15 protein-coding genes are annotated in these 18,259 nt (G+C 63.9%); 7 read left to right on the forward strand and 8 right to left on the reverse strand.

Going from position 1 to position 18,259, the window contains the following annotated elements; genetic code table 11:
- Positions 1-73: 73 nt before the first annotated feature.
- On the reverse strand, positions 74-820 hold the full coding sequence (locus tag DNK59_RS09325) for a 3-oxoacyl-ACP reductase family protein (RefSeq protein ID WP_092316734.1): 747 nt from the start codon (positions 818-820) through the stop codon (positions 74-76).
- A gap of 126 nt (positions 821-946) precedes the next feature.
- Between DNK59_RS09325 and DNK59_RS09330 the strand changes: the two genes are divergently transcribed.
- On the forward strand, positions 947-1,870 hold the full coding sequence (locus DNK59_RS09330) for a LysR family transcriptional regulator (RefSeq protein WP_110723023.1): 924 nt from the start codon (positions 947-949) through the stop codon (positions 1,868-1,870).
- A 36-nt stretch (positions 1,871-1,906) separates the two neighbouring features.
- Here DNK59_RS09330 and DNK59_RS09335 read toward each other — a convergent pair whose 3' ends face one another.
- From DNK59_RS09335 to DNK59_RS09345, 3 genes are all read right to left on the reverse strand, one after another.
- On the reverse strand, positions 1,907-2,635 hold the full coding sequence (locus tag DNK59_RS09335) for an aspartate/glutamate racemase family protein (protein ID WP_092316730.1): 729 nt from the start codon (positions 2,633-2,635) through the stop codon (positions 1,907-1,909).
- Between the two features lie 55 nt (positions 2,636-2,690).
- Entirely contained in the window at positions 2,691-4,238 is a 1,548-nt protein-coding gene (locus DNK59_RS09340) for an NCS1 family nucleobase:cation symporter-1 (protein ID WP_110723024.1), read from the reverse strand.
- 523 nt (positions 4,239-4,761) lie between these two features.
- On the reverse strand, positions 4,762-5,499 hold the full coding sequence (locus tag DNK59_RS09345; RefSeq protein ID WP_256596330.1) for a phosphoadenylyl-sulfate reductase: 738 nt from the start codon (positions 5,497-5,499) through the stop codon (positions 4,762-4,764).
- 172 nt (positions 5,500-5,671) lie between these two features.
- Here DNK59_RS09345 and thrH point away from each other — a divergent pair, with 172 nt between their 5' ends.
- Positions 5,672-6,289 carry a bifunctional phosphoserine phosphatase/homoserine phosphotransferase ThrH gene (gene thrH, locus DNK59_RS09350; RefSeq protein ID WP_110723025.1) on the forward strand — a complete coding sequence of 206 codons (618 nt, stop codon included), beginning with the start codon at positions 5,672-5,674 and terminating at the stop codon, positions 6,287-6,289.
- Between the two features lie 115 nt (positions 6,290-6,404).
- Here thrH and pabB read toward each other — a convergent pair whose 3' ends face one another.
- From pabB to DNK59_RS09370, 4 genes are all read right to left on the reverse strand, one after another.
- The gene (gene pabB, locus DNK59_RS09355) at positions 6,405-7,748 is read right to left on the reverse strand and encodes an aminodeoxychorismate synthase component I (RefSeq protein ID WP_110723164.1); all 1,344 of its coding nucleotides are present in this window, start codon (positions 7,746-7,748) and stop codon (positions 6,405-6,407) included.
- A 199-nt stretch (positions 7,749-7,947) separates the two neighbouring features.
- Entirely contained in the window at positions 7,948-8,934 is a 987-nt protein-coding gene (locus DNK59_RS09360; protein WP_092316722.1) for an alpha-L-glutamate ligase-like protein, read from the reverse strand.
- Positions 8,934-10,466 carry an inactive transglutaminase family protein gene (locus DNK59_RS09365; RefSeq protein ID WP_092316720.1) on the reverse strand — a complete coding sequence of 511 codons (1,533 nt, stop codon included), beginning with the start codon at positions 10,464-10,466 and terminating at the stop codon, positions 8,934-8,936. Before DNK59_RS09365 ends, DNK59_RS09360 begins: the two co-directional genes overlap by 1 nt.
- A gap of 5 nt (positions 10,467-10,471) precedes the next feature.
- Positions 10,472-11,008 carry an ATP-dependent zinc protease gene (locus DNK59_RS09370; RefSeq protein ID WP_092316718.1) on the reverse strand — a complete coding sequence of 179 codons (537 nt, stop codon included), beginning with the start codon at positions 11,006-11,008 and terminating at the stop codon, positions 10,472-10,474.
- A gap of 267 nt (positions 11,009-11,275) precedes the next feature.
- Between DNK59_RS09370 and DNK59_RS09375 the strand changes: the two genes are divergently transcribed.
- The 5 genes from DNK59_RS09375 (at position 11,276) to prpF (ending at position 18,215) form a co-directional block, all read left to right on the forward strand.
- Positions 11,276-11,998: a GntR family transcriptional regulator gene (locus DNK59_RS09375; RefSeq protein ID WP_092316716.1), complete on the forward strand. Its 723-nt coding sequence runs from the start codon at positions 11,276-11,278 to the stop codon at positions 11,996-11,998.
- Positions 11,995-12,888 (forward strand): methylisocitrate lyase, encoded by an 894-nt coding sequence (gene prpB / locus DNK59_RS09380; RefSeq protein WP_011060181.1) that lies wholly within the window; start codon positions 11,995-11,997, stop codon positions 12,886-12,888. Before DNK59_RS09375 ends, prpB begins: the two co-directional genes overlap by 4 nt.
- Before the next feature lie 151 nt (positions 12,889-13,039).
- Complete coding sequence (gene prpC / locus DNK59_RS09385; protein WP_110723026.1) at positions 13,040-14,167, forward strand: 2-methylcitrate synthase; 1,128 nt, start codon at positions 13,040-13,042, stop codon at positions 14,165-14,167.
- A gap of 201 nt (positions 14,168-14,368) precedes the next feature.
- On the forward strand, positions 14,369-16,963 hold the full coding sequence (gene acnD / locus DNK59_RS09390; protein ID WP_092316710.1) for a Fe/S-dependent 2-methylisocitrate dehydratase AcnD: 2,595 nt from the start codon (positions 14,369-14,371) through the stop codon (positions 16,961-16,963).
- A 61-nt stretch (positions 16,964-17,024) separates the two neighbouring features.
- Entirely contained in the window at positions 17,025-18,215 is a 1,191-nt protein-coding gene (gene prpF / locus DNK59_RS09395; RefSeq protein ID WP_110723027.1) for a 2-methylaconitate cis-trans isomerase PrpF, read from the forward strand.
- The last annotated feature ends 44 nt before the right edge of the window (positions 18,216-18,259 follow it).

An 18,259-nucleotide genomic window follows, 5' to 3' on the forward strand; every position in this document is an offset into this window, starting at 1 on the left:
TCTTCCAGCCGCAAGCCACTAGGGAGCCGGGCCACCTGAGATGGGTGGCCCGGCTTTTTTTTGCCCGCGGCCTTCAGGCGCTGAAACCACCGTCGATGGTCAAGCTGGCACCGGTGATGTAGGCCGCTTCGGGGCCGGCCAGGTAGGCCACGAAACCGGCGATCTCTTCGGCACGGCCGTAGCGACGCACAGCCATGAGATCCAGCAGGCTTTCGGCAAAGTCGCTGTTGGCCGGGTTCATGTCGGTGTCCACCGGGCCGGGCTGGACGTTGTTGATGGTGATGCCCCGTGGCCCCAGGTCCCGCGCCAGGCCTTTGGTCAGGCCTACCAGCGCGGCCTTGCTCATGGCGTAGGGGCCACCACCGGCGAAGGGCATGCGCTCGGCGTTGGTGCTGCCGATATTGATGATGCGTCCGCCTTCGCCCATGTGCCGCGCGGCCTCCTGGGTGGCGATGAACACGCTGCGTATGTTGATGGCCAGGGTCTGGTCAAAGTCTTCCAGCTTGAACTCGTCCAGCGGGGCGATTGCCAGCACGCCGGCATTGTTGACCAGGATGTCGAGGCGGCCGAAGGCCTGGACGGTACGTTGCACGGCCTCCCGAATGGCTTCGGCATCGGCGCTGTCGGCCTGGATCGCCAGCGCCTTGCCACCCTTGGCGAGGATGCCGTCCTGCAGGGCCTGGGCCTTGCTCGCGGAACTGACGTAGGTGAAGGCGACGCTGGCGCCTTCGGCGGCCAGGCGCTCGACGATGGCGGCGCCGATACCGCGAGAACCGCCTTGGATCAAGGCCACTTTGCCGCTGAGGTTGTGCTTGCTCATGTGTTTCTCCAGAGATTCAAGGCCGGGTTGCCTTGTGCTTGGTGTCGAGTATCGACCGCGGATTGGCCGCTGTGTAGCGGGTAATTCCTATACTCTGTGTAAACCAGAAGTTTAGAGTGACGAGGTATGGAAGCTTTCAGCAGTATCGAATGTTTTGTCCGCAGCGCTGAAGTCGGCAGCTTTGCCGAGGCGGCGCGGCGCCTCGGATTGACTCCGGCAGCGGTGGGCAAGAGTGTCGCCAAGCTAGAAACCCGGGTGGGTGTTCGGCTGTTCCAGCGCAGCACCCGGCGTTTGACCCTGACCGAGGCTGGACGCTTGTTCCTGGCAGAGGTCAGCGACAGCCTGCAGACCATTCAGAACGCCGTGAGCAGCTTGTCCACCGTCCAGGGGCGCCCGGCAGGCACGCTCAAGGTCAGCATGGGAACGCTGTTCGGCTGTCTGTACATCGTGCCGATGCTGGGAGCGTTCCTGCAGCGCTACCCGGACATCCAGCCAGACTGGCATTTTGATAATCGCCAAGTGGACCTGATCGGTCAGGGCTTCGATGCTGCCATCGGCGGCGGTTTCGAGCTGCCTCAGGGGGTGGTCGCCCGCCGCCTGTCACCGGCCCATCGGGTGTTGGTGGCCAGCCCGAGCTATCTTGCAGCCCAGCCGCCGATTCGCGATCCGGAGGATCTGCAGCGTTGCCGGGGGATTCTGATCCGCTCCCCGCAGACCGGGCGCATCCGCTCCTGGCAATTGACTGGCCGTACAGGTGGCGTGCGTCCGCTGGAACTCAAGGCCAGCATGACCATGAGCGATTCCGAGGCGGCCTGCATTGCTGCCACCCAGGACCTGGGGCTGGCCCTGGTGAGCATGCCGTTTGCCGTCAACTACCTGCGTTCCGGCGCGCTGCAACGGGTCCTGCCGGATTGGTACGTCGATGATGGCTACACCTCGATCTACTACGCCGAGCACAAGATGCTCCCGGGCAAGACCCGGGCATTCGTCGACTTCGTCATCGAGCAATTCGCCGAGCAAGGCCTGGCGCAAACCTTCAGTGCCCTGTAGGAGCCTGCTTGTCGGCGAACCCGAGCACCGCCGGCCTCAACGTCCCAGGTGCAGCGGCCAGCCAACCACCCGTTTCGGCCGCGGCGTCGCGTAGGTCCGCACCTTCGAGGTGGACAGCCCCAGGCGCACCAGGGACTCGGCAACGGTCACCGCCGCCGTGACCCCATCCACCACCGGCACCCCGGTACGCTGGCGAATCTGTTCATCCAGCCCGGCCATGCCGCCACAGCCCAGGCAGATCACCTCGGCCTTGTCCTCGGTCACCGCCCGTTCGGCCTGGCGCACGATGGCTTCCACCGCCCGCAGCGGGTCTTCCTCCAGCTCCAGCACCGCCAGGCCGCTGGCTCGCACCGAAGCGCAGCGCTCATAGAGACCGGACAGCTTGAGCCGGTCCTCGATCAGCGGCACGGTGCGATCCAGGGTGGTCACCACCGAGTAGGCGTGGCCGAGAAACATCGCCGTGCTGGCGGCGGCGTCGGTGATGTCCACCACCGGGACATTCAGCAACTCCTGCAGGCCTTCGCGGCCGTGCTCGCCATAGCCGGCCTGGATCACTGCGTCATAGGGCTGGTCGTAGGCCAGCACTCGATCCATCACGGCGATGGCCGCCAGGTAGCTTTCGAAGTTGCCTTCCACCGATTCGGCGCCGAAGTAGGGGGTCAAACCGACGATTTCCGTTCCCGGCGCCGCCACGCTTTGCGCCTGGCGGGCGATGGCCTGGGTGATGGAGTCGGTGGTGTTGACGTTGACCACGAGAATACGCATGGGGGTTCCTTGCAGGTTGGGCAGTTCAAGGCCCGGCGCACCGGGCCGTTCAGGTTCAATGGCTGGCGTTGTCCACGGCGATGGATTCGCCGCTGACGTCGGCGTAGCCGGGCTGGCGCTTGGCGATGATCAGGTACAGCAAGCCGGCGATACCGGCGCCGATCAGCCAGGAAAACGGCGAGACGCTGGCAAAACCCGGCACCAGGGCCAGCACGATGGCGATCAGCGCCGCCGGCACGAAGGCCGCCAGCGCGCGCAGATTGACTCCGCGGCTGTAGAAGTACGCGCCTTGCGGGTCTTCGCTGTACAGCTGCGGTACATGGATCCGGGCTTTGCGCAGGATCCAGTAGTCCACCATGATCACCCCGTACAGCGGGCCGAGCAGGGCGCCGAGGCCGGAGAGGAAGTACACGATCACCAGCGGGCTGTTGTACAGGTTCCACGGCAGGATCAGCACCGCCAGCGCCGCACTGATCAGCCCGGCGCGGCGGAAGGTCAGGTACTTGGGCGCCAGGTTGCTGAGGACGAAGGCCGGGGCGACGAAGTTGGCCATGATGTTCACCGCCACGGTGACGATCAGGAATGCCAGGCAGCCCAGCACCAGGAACAGCGTGTTGGGGATCGAAGCAATGATCTGGGTCGGGCTTTCGATGACCTGGCCGTTGATCTGGAACTGCGCGCCGCACAGCAGCACGGTGATGCTGGCGAACACCAGGATATTCACCGGCAGGCCCCAGAAGTTGCCGACCTTGATGGTCTTGCGGCACGGCGAGGAGCGGGCGAAGTCGCAGAAGTTGAGAATCAGCGTGCCGTAGATCGCCAGCCACAATGCGCCGCCGGCGAAGATCTGCCGCCACATTTCGCCGCCGGTCAAAGGTTCGCGGATCGACCAGGCAATCTGCCCGTCGGCCTGGGTGTACATCCACCCGGCGAGGCAGGCCACGGTCAGCAGAATGATCGGCCCGGCGAAGGCTTCGTAGCGGCGGATCATCTCCATGCCGTAGGCGAGGATGACCAATTGCACCAGCCAGATCACCACGAAACAGGCCCAGCCCAGGCTCGACAGGCCGAGGATTGAGTCGTGGTCGTAGTCGGCGAACCCCGGATGAATGGCCGTGAGCAGTACGCGAAATACCACCGAGGCCAGGTAGGTCTGGATGCCGAACCAGGCGATGGCGATCACCGCGCGGATCAGCGCCGGTATCTGCGCGCCGTGGATGCCGAAGCTGATACGGCTGATCACCGGGAACGGCACCCCGGTCTTCTGCCCCATGTAGCCGGACAGGTTCATGAAGCAGTACACCAGCGCCGCGCCGATCCCTAGCGACAGCAGGATCTGCCAGCCGCCCAGGCCCAGGGCGTAGAGGCCGATGGCGAAGGAGTAGTTGGCAATGTTGTGCACATCGTTGGTCCACAGGGCGAAGATGCTGTAGCCGCCCCAGCGGCGGCCTTCGACCTTGGTCGGGGCCAGATCCCGGTTGTGCAGGCGTGGGCTGAGGAGGATGCGCTCCGGATCGGTTGCGGTGATGGGCTGTTGCAGGTTGTGCGAGTGCGGCGAGGAGGGCAGATCCAGTGCGATGTTGTTGGAAGGGCTGGTGTGCATTCCGGCGGCTCCTGATTCCGGCCCCGGATGACTGTGCTTGAGCGCAGGCTCGACAGTCTTCGTCGCAGGGGAGGAATCACTGGGTTCGGGGCATCTGCAGCTTGAGTCATGGATCAGGCGTGCGGACGGTTAGTGTATGTATGTTTTGCTATTTTTGTATACAAAACATAGATCGACTAAAGCCACTTCTGTGCCAATTCCGGAGCTATGAAATTGGCTGCTGATTTCGTTTTGTTATGAGTTGTCCCTAACTGTATGAAACAGCGGGATTAAAAATTGACCGTTTGAACAGGTATTTATTTTTCGGCGCGCGCAATCGGCTGCCGCATGAATATTGACCGCAGAAAGGGCTGTCACTTTTTGGGGCGAAGGGCGATTAAAGTGCACACAAAAATGGCACCGTTGGTGACATTCGTGTGTACACATTTTGCGGGGCGGGTGGCGTTCCGTTTGCCGGCGAAGGCGTCCTCGGGGGCGAGGGCTCATTCGCCGGCAAGCTGGCTCCTACGGAAGAAGGAAGGGCTCAGGCTTTGCTGATGATGTTGCCGGCGTGCAGGCCGCATTCCTTCTGGGTGGCTTCTTCCCACCACCAGCGGCCTTCGCGCTCGTGCTGGTTGGGCAGTACCGGACGGGTGCAAGGCTCGCAGCCGATGCTGATGAAACCGCGCTCATGCAGGCTGTTGTACGGCAGTTCGAGCATGCGGATGTAGCCCCAGATCTCCTCGCTGCTCATCTGTGCCAGCGGGTTGAACTTGTACAGGGGGCGCTCCGGGGTGGAGAAGGCGCTGTCGATTTCCAGCACCGCCACCTGGCTGCGGGTGCCCGGGCTCTGGTCGCGGCGCTGGCCGGTGGCCCAGGCGCTGACGGTGGACAGTTTGCGGCGCAGCGGCTCGATCTTGCGGATGCCGCAGCATTCGCCGTGGCCGTCCTTGTAGAAGCTGAACAGGCCCTTTTCCTTGACGAAGGGTTCGAGCTTGCTGTGGTCCGGCGAGATCAGTTCGATGGCGATCTTGTAGTGTTCGCGCACCTGATCGATGAAGCGGTAGGTTTCCGGGTGCAGGCGCCCGGTGTCGAGGCTGAACACCTTGACGTTCTTGTTCAGCTTCCAGGCCATGTCCACCAGCACCACATCCTCGGCGCCGCTGAAGGAGATCCACAGGTCGTCACCGAACTGGGCGAAGGCCAGCTTGAGAATGTCCTGGGCGGATTTGTTGGCATAGGTCGCGGCGAGTTCAGCGACGTCGAACGATGGGTTCATCAGGGCGGTTTCCTGCAGGTCGGTGGCGCTGTGCGCTCTGTAGGGGGGCGATCTTAACAAAATCCGCCCGGCCCTGGCGCGCTCCTCTGCGTTGCGCCTGCCGGGACGAGTCGCTAGAGTTCGGCAGTCCTTTTGCTCGCTCAACGTCAATAATCAGAACCAATGGGAGTGTCTTGTGGAAATTGCCTGTCTCGATCTGGAAGGTGTGCTGGTCCCGGAAATCTGGATCGCCTTTGCCGAAAAAACCGGGATTGAATCCCTCAAGGCAACCACCCGGGATATTCCCGACTACGACGTATTGATGAAGCTGCGCCTGCGGATTCTCGACGAGCACGGCCTGAAGCTGTCGGACATCCAGGAAGTGATCGCCACCCTCAAGCCCCTGGACGGCGCGGTGGAGTTCGTCGAGTGGCTGCGCGAGCGCTTCCAGGTGGTGATCCTGTCCGACACCTTCTATGAGTTTTCCCAGCCACTGATGCGCCAGCTGGGCTTCCCGACGCTGCTGTGTCACCGCCTGATCACCGATGACGGCGGTCGGGTCACCGGTTATCAACTGCGTCAGAAAGACCCCAAGCGCCAGTCGGTGCTGGCCTTCAAGAGCCTGTACTACCGGGTGATCGCCGCGGGGGATTCCTACAACGACACGACCATGCTCGGCGAGGCTGATGCCGGCATTCTGTTCCATGCCCCGGACAACGTGATCCGCGAGTTCCCGCAGTTCCCCGCGGTGCACAGCTTCGCCGAGCTGAAGCAGGAATTCATCAAGGCTTCCAACCGCACCCTGAGCCTGTAAAGCGGTTCGCCGGCGAAGGGGGTCTTTGGATTTTGCGCAAATCCTGCCGACGCCTTCGCTGGCAAGCCAGCTCCTACGGGTGAGAGAACGACGTACGCTTGCCGGCGAAGACGCCCTAAAGCCCCTGCAACGTCTCCAGCAACACCCGCACCTTGGTGATGGATTCCTGGTACTCCGCCTGCCAGTCCGAATCCGCGACTATCCCGCCGCCGCCCCAGCAACAGATCTGCCCGTCCTTGGCCAGCAGGCTGCGGATGGCGATCGAGCTGTCCATTTCCCCGCGCACGTCCAGGTACAGCAGCGAGCCGCAGTACAGGGCCCGTCGCGTGGGCTCCAGTTCGTCGATGATCTGCATCGAGCGGATCTTCGGCGCGCCGGTGATCGAGCCGCCAGGGAAGCTGCCGGCAATCAGGTCCAGGGCGTCCTTGCCGGGGGCCAGTTCGCCGGTGACGCTGCTCACCAGGTGGTGCACGTTGGGGTAGCTTTCCAGGCTGAACAGCTCCGGCACGCGCACCGAGCCGGTGCGGCAGGTGCGCCCCAGGTCGTTGCGCAGCAGGTCGACGATCATCAGGTTTTCCGCGCGGTCCTTGGGGCTGGACAGCAGATCGGCGGCGTTGGCCGCGTCTGTGGTCGCGTCCCGATCGCGGGGGCGGGTGCCCTTGATCGGCCGGGTTTCCACTCGGCCCTGGCTGACGTGGACGAAGCGCTCCGGCGACAGGCTGAGCACCGCAGCGCCGTCCGGCAGGCGCTGAAAGCCGGAGAAGGGCGTTGGACACGCCGCGCGCAACGCGCAGTAGGCGATCCATGGATCGCCCTGGTACTGGCCGCGAAAGCGCTGGGCGAAGTTCACCTGGTAGCAGTCGCCGGCCTGGATGTACTGCTGGATACGCTGGAATGCCTGGCGGTAATCCTCGGCACTCAGGTCGGCCTGCATGGGCCGGCTGAGTTTGAACGAGCCTGCTGCCACGGCAGGTGGTTGGCTGAACAGCTGGATCAGGCGCCGCCGCTCTGCCTCTTCCAGGCTGGGGTGGAACAGCAGCAGGCTGGTGCCCACCTGGTGGTCATTGATCAGCGCCCAGGCGTACAGGCCAAAGCGCGCCTCCGGCAGGTGCAGGTCATCCCGGGCCAGGCTCGGCAGGCGCTCCAGATGGCGGCCGAAATCGTAGCTGAGGTAGCCGATCAGACCGCCGGCGAAGGGCAGCTCATGGGGCGCCGGGACCTGGGCCGGGCCCAGTTGCTGCAGGTTGTGCCGCAGACGCTGGAGGAAGTCGCCGCCGCTTTCCTCGGCGGCCACCGTCAGTTCGGCCAGCGGCCAGGCGCTGAGCAGGTCGTAGCGACCGCGCTCGGCAGTGGGCCGGCCGCTGTCCAGCAGCACGGCGCCGGGGGCGTGTTCGATTGCCGCGAAATACTCGGCGGGGTTGGCGCGATAGGGGAGCGGGTGTACGGAACAGGTCAACATGCGGGGCAGATCAGCCATCGGAGCGCGGTTGGCGATTGTATGCCTGTGCAGGAGTTGCTCCTAGAGGGGATGTCGGCGATTGCCCGATTCACGGCGCATTCAGCGACCGGTAGTTGCTGGCGCAGGCGGCGAACAGCTTTCAGTCGGGGCGGATCCGCGCGCAGGTCGCGTGGATCCGCCCGTCCGGCGGCAATCGCTATCAGCCTTCCACCGGGGGGATGTGACCGAACAGCTCCTGGGCGAAGCGTACCCGCTCTTCGACGCTTTCCACGATGCCCCGGGCCTTGAGTGTCTCAAGGTGGGCTTCAATGGCGTGGGTGCGCTGGGTCAGGCCGCAGTCGTTGGCGATCTGGATGTTCAATCCGGGCCGGGCGTTGAGTTCGAGAATCAGCGGGCCCTTGTCCTGGTCCAGGACCATGTCCACGCCGATGTAGCCCAGGCCGCAGAGCTCGTGGCAGCCGGCCGCCAGCTTCATGAAGCCGTCCCAGTAGGGCAGTTGCACGCCATCCACGGCGTTGGTGGTATCCGGGTGCTTGGCGATGATGTTGTTCAGCCAGGTGCCGCGCAGGGTCAGGCCGGTGGCCAGGTCGACGCCGACGCCGATGGCGCCCTGGTGCAGGTTGGCCTTGCCCCCGGACTGGCGAGTCGGCAGGCGCAGCATGGCCATCACCGGGTAGCCCATGAGCACGATGATGCGGATGTCCGGCACGCCTTCGTAGCTGATGCTCTTGAAGATCTGGTCCGGGGTCACCCGGTACTCGATCAGCGCCCGGTCGCGGTGGCCGCCCAGGGAGTACAGGCCGGTGAGGATGCTGGAAATATGGTGCTCGAGTTCCTCGTGGCTGATGATCTTGCCCGACACCGTGCGATAGCGGCCCTCGAAGCGGTCGGCGATGACGATGATGCCGTCACCGCCGGCGCCCTGGGCCGGCTTGATCACGAAGTCGTTGCGCTCGCCGATGATCGCGTCGAGCTTGTCGATTTCCTTCTCGGTGGAAATTACCCCATACAGTTCCGGCACATGGATGCCGGCCTTGATCGCCCGTTCCTTGGTGATGATCTTGTCATCGACGATGGGGTACAGGCTGCGCTTGTTGTACTTGAGCACGTAGTCGGCGTTACGCCGGTTGATGCCCATGATTCCCCGCGCTTCCAGGGCTTTCCAGGTCTTCCACAGGCCGAACATCAGGAGTCGGCCTTGACGAAGGCTTTGAAACGCACCAGCTCGGTCAGGCGGTAGCCGCGATAGCGTCCCATCGCCAGCATGAAGCCCACCAGGATCAGCAGCATCGCCGGGAAGGTGAAGACGAAGTACGTCAGCTCCGGCACGCTCATGATCAGGTGCGCCAGGGAGGCGGCGAACAGGGTGCCGATGGCGACTTTCATCGCATGGCCGCCGCCACGCTCTTCCCAGGTGATGGACAGGCGTTCGATGGTCATGGTCAGGATCACCATCGGGAACAGCGCCACCGACAGGCCGCGTTCCAGGCCCAGCTTGTGGCTGAACAGGCTGATGGTGGCGATCAGCACCACGACGAAGGTCAGCACCACCGACAGCCGCGGCAGCATCTGCAGCTTCAGGTGTTCCAGGTAGGAGCGCAGCGACAGCCCGAGCGCGGTGATCACCGTGAACAGCACGATGCCGAAGCCCAGCTGGGTTTCGCGGAAGGCCAGGGCGATCAGTACCGGGGTGAAGGTGCCCAGGGTCTGCAGGCCGATCAGGTTGCGCAGTACCAGGATCACCAGCACGCCGATGGGGATCATCACCATGATCATGAAGGTCTGCTGGGTCTGCAGCGGCAGGCCGTAGAGCGAGTATTCGAGGAAGTTGGCGTCGGTGTTCTCGTCGGTCAGCTTGGCCAGGCGAATGGCGTTCATCTCGCTGTTGTTCATGCTGAAGGTGACGTTGGCTTTCTTGCCGCCATCGACGGTGATCAGGTTGTCGTCACCGGTCCACCACAGCAGGCGGTCGCTGGGCATGCCCTGCTCGCCGGTTTCCGGGTTGAAGTACAGCCAGTCGGTGCCGTTGAAGCTGCGCAGCCAGAGCTCCGGGGTCTGCGGCTGGTCGGCCACCAGGCGGATGGTGTGGACCTTCTCCATCGGCACGTGGGCGATGGACAGCAGCAGCTCGACGATCTTGGCCTTGTTGGCGCTGGACGAGTCGCCGGCCAGCAGCAGCTTGGCGTTGTCGTCATTGGCGTTGTTGACGCGCTTGATGGCCTCGCTGATGAAGGTTTCGACGTCCGCCGAATGCTGGCGGATCGGCGCCAGCAAGGCGTCGGCGGCGATTTTTTCCGGGCCTTCCACGGCCATGCTGTCGCGGAAGGTCGGGCCCTTGACCTTGGATTTCTCGGCGCTGTAGCGCTTGGTCAGTACCAGGCGGTAGTACAGGGTCTGGTTGCCCTTGGCCCGGCGCGCCGACCAGGTGACCTTGCGGTTGCCGTCGACGCGGTTCACCGCCACGCCGTAGTTGTTGGAAATGAAGCTCTCGTTGAGGCTCACGTAGTCGCGGCTCAGGGGTGGCACGAACATCTGGATCTTGATCGGGTCCTTGCCGTTGGCGACGAATTCGACCTTGGCATCGATGTTCCACAGATCGTCAGTGGCGTCTTCGGTCACCGGAATGCCCAGCACGAAGATCTGATAGGCCGTGATCGAAATGCCCAGCACCACCAGGATGGCGATCAGGACTTTCAGATGAAGGGTAAGAGAGCGCATTGGAATTACTCTGCGGTATGAGCGTCGGTGGCGCAGGCGGGTTTGCCAGCAGCGTATTTAAGACTGGGGTCGACCAGCGCATCGAAGCGTTTCAGGGCTTCGGAGCCAATCAGCAGCGGGTATTGGAAGGTGCTGCGGTCGGTCAAGTTCACTTCGATGCTGCGCAAGGCGCTGCCCATGCACACCGCCAGGGCGATGACCGGCCGGGCGGTGTAGTTCTTGTCTTCATCGGGGTCATAGTCGCCGGCGCGGCGCTTGATCTTGCTGACCCGGGCCAGAGGCCGCTCGATGGGGTGGCTGTGGGCGGTGTCGATGGCCAGGTAGAAGCGCACCCAGGACTCGCCGTTGCGCTTGAAGCGCTTGATGTCGCGAGCACTCAGGGACGCGGTCTTGGCGCCGGTGTCGAGCTTGGCCGCGACTTCCAGGTCAATGTCCGACAAGCGTGCATATTCATTCAAACCGTAGACAGTCTTGCCAGCGGCGGCGCTGATGCCCGGCAGGGCTAACAGGCAGAGGAGGAGGGGGAGGGCCTTGAGTCTCATAGATCCTGATGGGCATGGGTTCTTCAATTCAAGGCGACCGGCATTGCTGCGCAAGCTCCCTCGTGTGCGTGCCATAAAAAGATGACAGGCCAATGCGGGCGGCATTCTAGCATGCTGGTTTTATGGCGCCAGCGCCGGGGCGGGGCCTTTTGTCTCGTTTTGGTGCAAGGGGTTATTAGACGATTGTCGACAATCTCTATTTTTCCTTTGACTGATCTCGTCGTATTGGCTAGTTTTTGCCTCAATGATTTTAAAGGTGTCGACAATATGCTGGAGCAACTCGAACACCCAATACCTGCGCAGGACGATTCTGAAACCCTGTCCGAAAACGTCTTCCGGCGTATCCAGGCGGCCATCGTCAAGGGCGAGATCGCCCCGGGCAGCAAGATCTCCGAGCCTGAGCTGGCGCGCACCTACGGCATCAGCCGTGGCCCGTTGCGCGAGGCCATTCACCGTCTGGAAGGCCAGCGCCTGCTGGTGCGGGTGCCCCATGTCGGCGCCCGGGTGGTGTCCCTGAGCCACGCCGAGCTGATCGAACTCTATGAAATCCGCGAATCCCTGGAGGGCATGGCCTGTCGCCTGGCAGCTGAGCGCATGACCACCGAGGAGATCGACGAACTGCGCCGGGTGCTCGATACCCACGAGCGCGATGCGGCGTTCCAGGCCGGGGTCGGCTATTACCAGCAGGAAGGGGATTTCGACTTCCATTACCGGATCATCCAGGGCGCGGGCAACCGCACCCTGACACAGATGCTTTGCGGCGAGCTGTATCAACTGGTGCGCATGTACCGCATCCAGTTTTCCGCGACCCCCAATCGCCCGCACCAGGCCTTTGCCGAACACCACCGGATTCTCGATGCCATTGCCGATCGCGACGGCGAACTGGCCGAGTTGTTGATGCGCCGCCACATTGGCGCCTCGAAACGCAATATTGCGCGTCACTACCAGGACAGCGCCCATCAGACAGCCACTCCACGAGGTGAGTCATGAGTTCCAACAAGAGCACTCCAGGCCAGCGTTTCCGCGATGCGGTCGCCAGCGAACAGCCGTTGCAAGTGGTCGGCGCGATCAATGCCAACCACGCCCTGCTGGCCAAGCGCGCCGGTTTCAAGGCCATTTACCTGTCCGGTGGCGGGGTCGCCGCAGGCTCCCTCGGCGTGCCTGATCTGGGCATCACCGGCCTCGATGACGTCCTCACCGACGTGCGCCGCATCACCGATGTCTGCGACCTGCCGCTGCTGGTGGACGTGGACACCGGTTTCGGATCCTCGGCCTTCAACGTGGCGCGCACCGTCAAGTCGATGATCAAGTTCGGCGCCGCGGCGATCCATATCGAAGACCAGGTCGGCGCCAAGCGCTGCGGTCACCGCCCCAATAAAGAGATCGTCTCCCAGCAGGAAATGGTCGACCGCATCAAGGCCGCGGTGGATGCCCGTACCGACGACAGCTTCGTGATCATGGCGCGCACCGATGCCCTGGCGGTGGAAGGCCTGGAGTCGGCCCTGGAACGCGCTGCGGCGTGCATCGAGGCCGGCGCCGACATGGTGTTTCCGGAAGCCATCACCGAGCTTGAGATGTACAAGATCTTCGCCGATCGGGTGAAGGCGCCGATCCTGGCCAACATCACCGAATTCGGCGCGACCCCGCTGTACACCACCGAACAGTTGAAATCCGTGGATGTTTCCCTGGTGCTGTACCCGCTGTCGGCGTTCCGTGCCATGAACAAGGCGGCGGAAAACGTTTACACCGCGATCCGTCGCGACGGCACCCAGCAGAACGTGATCGACACCATGCAGACCCGCATGGAGCTCTACGAGCGCATCGACTACCACAGCTTCGAGCAGAAGCTCGACGCACTGTTCGCGCAGAAGAAAGGCTGAATCAATCCTTGTGGGAGCGAGCTTGCTCGCGATGGCCGTCGACGCTAACGGGCGAGCCTGGATCGCGAGCAAGCTCGCTCCTACAGTGGCGGGGTGAGTCCCGACCAATGAAGTTGCCAAGTCCCTAACAAATTCAAGATTGGAGAGAGCAATGGCCGAAGCAAAAGTATTGAGTGGTGCAGGTCTGCGCGGTCAGGTCGCCGGGCAAACCGCGCTGTCCACCGTGGGCCAGGCCGGTGCCGGATTGACCTACCGTGGCTACGACGTGCGCGAACTGGCGGCCGATGCACAGTTCGAGGAAGTCGCCTACCTGCTGCTGTACGGCGACCTGCCGACCAAGGAGCAACTGGCCGCCTACAGCGCCAAGCTGAGCAAGCTGCGTGACCTGCCCCAGGCGCTGAAGGAAGTACTGGAGCGGATTCCGGCCCAGGCCCATCCGATGGATGTGATGCGTACCGGCTGCTCGTTCCTTGGCAACATCGAGCCGGAGCAGGATTTCTCCCAGCAGCACGACGTCACCGACCGCCTGCTGGCGGCCTTCCCGGCGATCATGTGTTACTGGTACCGCTTCAGCCATGAAGGCGTGCGCATCAACTGCGTCAGCGACGAGCAGACCATCGGTGGTCACTTCCTGCACCTGTTGCATGGCAAGAAGCCCAGCGACTTGCACGTCAAGGTGATGAACGTCTCGCTGATCCTCTACGCCGAGCACGAATTCAACGCTTCGACCTTCACCGCCCGGGTCTGCGCCTCGACCCTGTCGGACCTGTATTCGTGCGTCACCGCGGCCATCGGCTCGCTGCGCGGGCCGCTGCACGGCGGCGCCAACGAGGCGGCCATGGAACTGATCGAGCGCTTCCTCAGCCCTGAAGAGGCGACCGCCGAGTTGCTGCGGATGCTGGAACGCAAGGACAAGATCATGGGCTTTGGCCATGCGATCTACAAAGACAGCGACCCGCGCAACGAGGTGATCAAGGGCTGGTCGAAGAAGCTGGCCGACGAAGTCGGTGACAAGGTGCTGTTCCCGGTGTCCGAAGCCATCGACAAGACCATGTGGGAGCAGAAGAAGCTGTTCCCCAACGCCGACTTCTACCACGCCTCTGCGTACCACTTCATGGGCATCCCGACCAAGCTGTTCACCCCGATCTTCGTCTGCTCGCGCCTGACCGGCTGGGCCGCCCACGTGTTCGAGCAGCGCGGCAACAATCGCATCATCCGTCCAAGCGCCGAGTACATCGGCGTTGAACAGCGCAAGTTCGTGCCAATCGAACGCCGCTGACCGGGAGGGCGCCGGCACCGTGGCTTGAATGCACCACGAACCTGTAGGAGCGAGCTTGCTCGCGATCGCGATGGACCAGCCGACGGCGATGTCGGGCCTGCTTCAGTCTTCGCGAGCAAGCTCGCTCCTACCAGGGCAGGTGCCCATTCAACCTGGAGCCGGACGCTCCCTTTGAAACTACCGTGATCGAGTCCCCTGACCATGAACACTGAATTTCGCAAGACGCTGCCCGGCAGCCAGCTGGACTATTTCGACGCCCGCGCGGCGGTCGATGCGCTGCAACCCGGGGCCTACGACAGCCTGCCCTACACCTCCCGCGTACTGGCGGAAAACCTGGTGCGGCGCTGTGATCCGGCGACCCTCAACGCCTCCCTCGGGCAACTGATCGAACGCCGCGACGACCTGGACTTTCCTTGGTTCCCGGCCCGCGTGGTGTGCCACGACATCCTCGGCCAGACCGCGCTGGTGGACCTGGCCGGCCTGCGCGACGCCATCGCCGACCAGGGCGGTGACCCGGCCCTGGTCAACCCGGTGGTGCCGACCCAACTGATCGTCGACCACTCCCTGGCCGTGGAGTGCGGCGGCTTCGACCCGGACGCCTTCGACAAGAACCGCGCCATCGAAGACCGGCGCAACGAAGACCGTTTCCACTTCATCAACTGGACCAAGAAGGCCTTCAAGAACGTCGACGTGATCCCGCCCGGCAACGGCATCATGCACCAGATCAACCTGGAGAAAATGTCCCCGGTGATCCAGGTGCGCGACGGTGTGGCCTTCCCCGATACCTGTGTCGGCACCGACAGCCACACCCCGCACGTCGATGCCCTGGGGGTGATCGCCATCGGCGTGGGCGGCCTGGAAGCCGAGAACGTCATGCTCGGCCGCGCTTCGTGGATGCGCCTGCCGGAAATCATCGGCGTCGAGCTCACCGGCAAGCTGCAACCCGGGATCACCGCCACTGACATGGTGCTGGCGCTGACCGAGTTCCTGCGCAAGCAGAAAGTGGTAGGGGCCTGGCTGGAGTTCTTCGGCGCAGGCGCTGCGGCACTGACCCTGGGCGACCGCGCCACCATCTCCAACATGGCCCCGGAATACGGCGCCACCGCGGCGATGTTCTACATCGACCAGCAGACCATCGACTACCTCAAGCTCACCGGTCGTGAAGACCAGCAGGTGCGTCTGGTCGAAAGCTACGCCAGGCACACCGGCCTGTGGGCCGACAGCCTGAAGAGCGCGCGCTACGAGCGCGGCTTGCAGTTCGACCTGTCGTCGGTGGTGCGCAACATGGCCGGGCCGAGCAACCCCCACGCCCGGGTCGCCACCAGCGACCTGGCGGCCAAGGGCATTGCCGGGCAGTGGTCCGAAGTGCCGGGGCAGATGCCCGACGGCGCGGTGATCATCGCCGCCATCACCAGTTGCACCAACACCAGCAACCCGCGCAACGTGATCGCCGCCGGCCTGCTGGCGCGCAATGCCAACAAGCTGGGGCTGACCCGCAAGCCGTGGGTCAAGTCGTCCCTGGCCCCGGGTTCGAAAACCGTGGCCATGTACCTGGAAGAAGCCGGCCTGGGCCATGAACTGGAGCAACTGGGCTTTGGCGTGGTGGCCTTTGCCTGCACCACCTGCAACGGCATGTCCGGCGCGCTGGACCCGGTGATCCAGAAAGAGATCATCGACCGCGACCTGTACGCCACCGCCGTGCTCTCGGGCAACCGCAACTTTGACGGGCGCATCCACCCTTATGCCAAGCAGGCCTTCCTGGCTTCGCCGCCGCTGGTGGTGGCCTACGCGATTGCCGGTACCATCCGTTTCGATATCGAGAAGGACGTGCTGGGCCTGGACGCCAACGGCCGGGAAATCCGCCTCAAGGACATCTGGCCGAGCGACGAAGAGATCGACGCCGTGGTCAAGGCTGCGGTCAAGCCCGAGCAGTTCCGCAAGGTCTACATCCCGATGTTCGCCATCCACGAAGACACCGGGCCGAAAGTCGAGCCGCTGTACGACTGGCGTCCGCAGAGCACCTACATCCGCCGTCCGCCTTACTGGGAAGGGGCCTTGGCCGGGGAACGCAGCCTCAAGGGCATGCGCCCGCTGGCGGTGCTGCCGGACAACATCACCACCGACCACCTGTCGCCGTCCAACGCCATCATGCTGGACAGCGCGGCCGGCGAGTACCTGGCAAAAATGGGCCTGCCGGAAGAGGACTTCAACTCCTACGCGACCCACCGTGGCGACCACCTGACCGCCCAGCGCGCGACCTTCGCCAACCCGAAACTGTTCAACGAAATGGTCCAGGAGAACGGCAAGGTCAAGCAGGGCTCCCTGGCGCGGATCGAGCCGGAAGGCAAAGTCACGCGGATGTGGGAAGCCATCGAAACCTACATGCAGCGCAAGCAGCCGCTGATCATCATTGCCGGCGCCGACTATGGCCAGGGCTCGTCCCGCGACTGGGCGGCCAAGGGCGTGCGCCTGGCGGGTGTGGAAGCGATCGTCGCCGAAGGCTTCGAGCGCATCCACCGCACCAACCTGGTGGGCATGGGCGTGCTGCCCCTGGAATTCCTTGCCGGCACCGACCGCAAGACCCTGGGCATCGACGGCACTGAAACCTACGACGTGATCGGCGAACGCACGCCACGGGCGCAGTTGACCCTGGTGATCCATCGTCGCGACGGCGAGCGGTTGGAGGTGCCAGTGACCTGTCGCCTCGACACCGCCGAAGAGGTGTCGATCTACGAGGCGGGCGGGGTGCTGCAACGCTTCGCCCAGGACTTCCTGGAATCGGCCGTAGCCAGCTAAGCAACGTACCGGGGGCGGGCTGCAAGGCACCGCCCCCGGTCATTATCGGGACCTGAAATTCATGGCATTCGTAGCGCAAATCAAGATTCCCGCCACCTACATGCGTGGCGGCACCAGCAAGGGTGTGTTCTTCAACCTCAAGGACCTGCCCGAGGCCGCGCAGCTGCCGGGCGCGGCCCGCGATGCCCTGCTGTTGCGGGTGATCGGCAGCCCCGATCCCTATGACAAGCAGATCGATGGAATGGGTGGCGCCACCTCCAGCACCAGCAAGACGGTGATCCTGTCCAAGAGCATCAAGGCCGATCACGACGTCGACTACCTGTTCGGTCAGGTGGCCATCGACAAGGCCTTCGTCGACTGGAGCGGCAACTGCGGCAACCTCTCGGCGGCGGTCGGCTCGTTTGCCATCAGCAGCGGCCTGGTGGACCCGGCGCGCGTTCCGCAGAACGGCGTGGCGGTGGTGCGTATCTGGCAGGCCAATATCGGCAAGAGCATCATCGCCCACGTGCCGATCACCAACGGCGAGGTTCAGGAAACCGGTGATTTCGAGCTGGACGGCGTGACCTTCCCGGCGGCCGAAGTGCAGCTGGAGTTCCTCGATCCGGCGGCCGAGGAAGAGGGCGCCGGCGGTTCGATGTTCCCCACCGGCAACCTGGTGGACGATCTGCAAGTGCCCGGTGTCGGGACCTTCAAGGCGACCCTGATCAATGCCGGGATTCCCACCATCTTCATCAACGCGGCGGACATCGGTTATCGCGGCACCGAGCTGCAGGGCGACATCAATGGCGACCCCAAGGCCCTGGCGATGTTCGAAACCATCCGCGCCCACGGCGCCCTGCGCATGGGCCTGATCCAGCACCTGGACCAAGCCGCCCAGCGCCAGCACACGCCGAAAGTGGCCTTTGTCGCGCCCCCTGCGGATTACCAGGCTTCCAGTGGCAAGGCGATCAAGGCCGGGGATGTCGACCTGCTGGTGCGCGCCCTGTCCATGGGCAAGCTGCACCACGCGATGATGGGCACCGCGGCGGTCGCCATCGGCACCGCGGCGGCGATTCCCGGGACCCTGGTCAATCTGGCGGCCGGTGGCGGTGCGCGCAGCGCGGTACGTTTCGGCCACCCTTCGGGTACCTTGCGCGTCGGCGCCGAAGCCACTCAAAGCGGCGGTGACTGGACCGTGGTCAAGGCCATCATGAGCCGCAGCGCGCGGGTGCTGATGGAAGGCTGGGTGCGCGTGCCCGGTGACTGCTTCTAAGCAGCAAGCGCTGGCGGTGGTAGGGCTTGCCACCACCGCTGGCG

The organism is Pseudomonas sp. TKO26 (assembly GCF_003225665.1).
In the GTDB taxonomy this organism is placed as follows: Bacteria; Pseudomonadota; Gammaproteobacteria; order Pseudomonadales; family Pseudomonadaceae; genus Aquipseudomonas; species Aquipseudomonas saponiphila.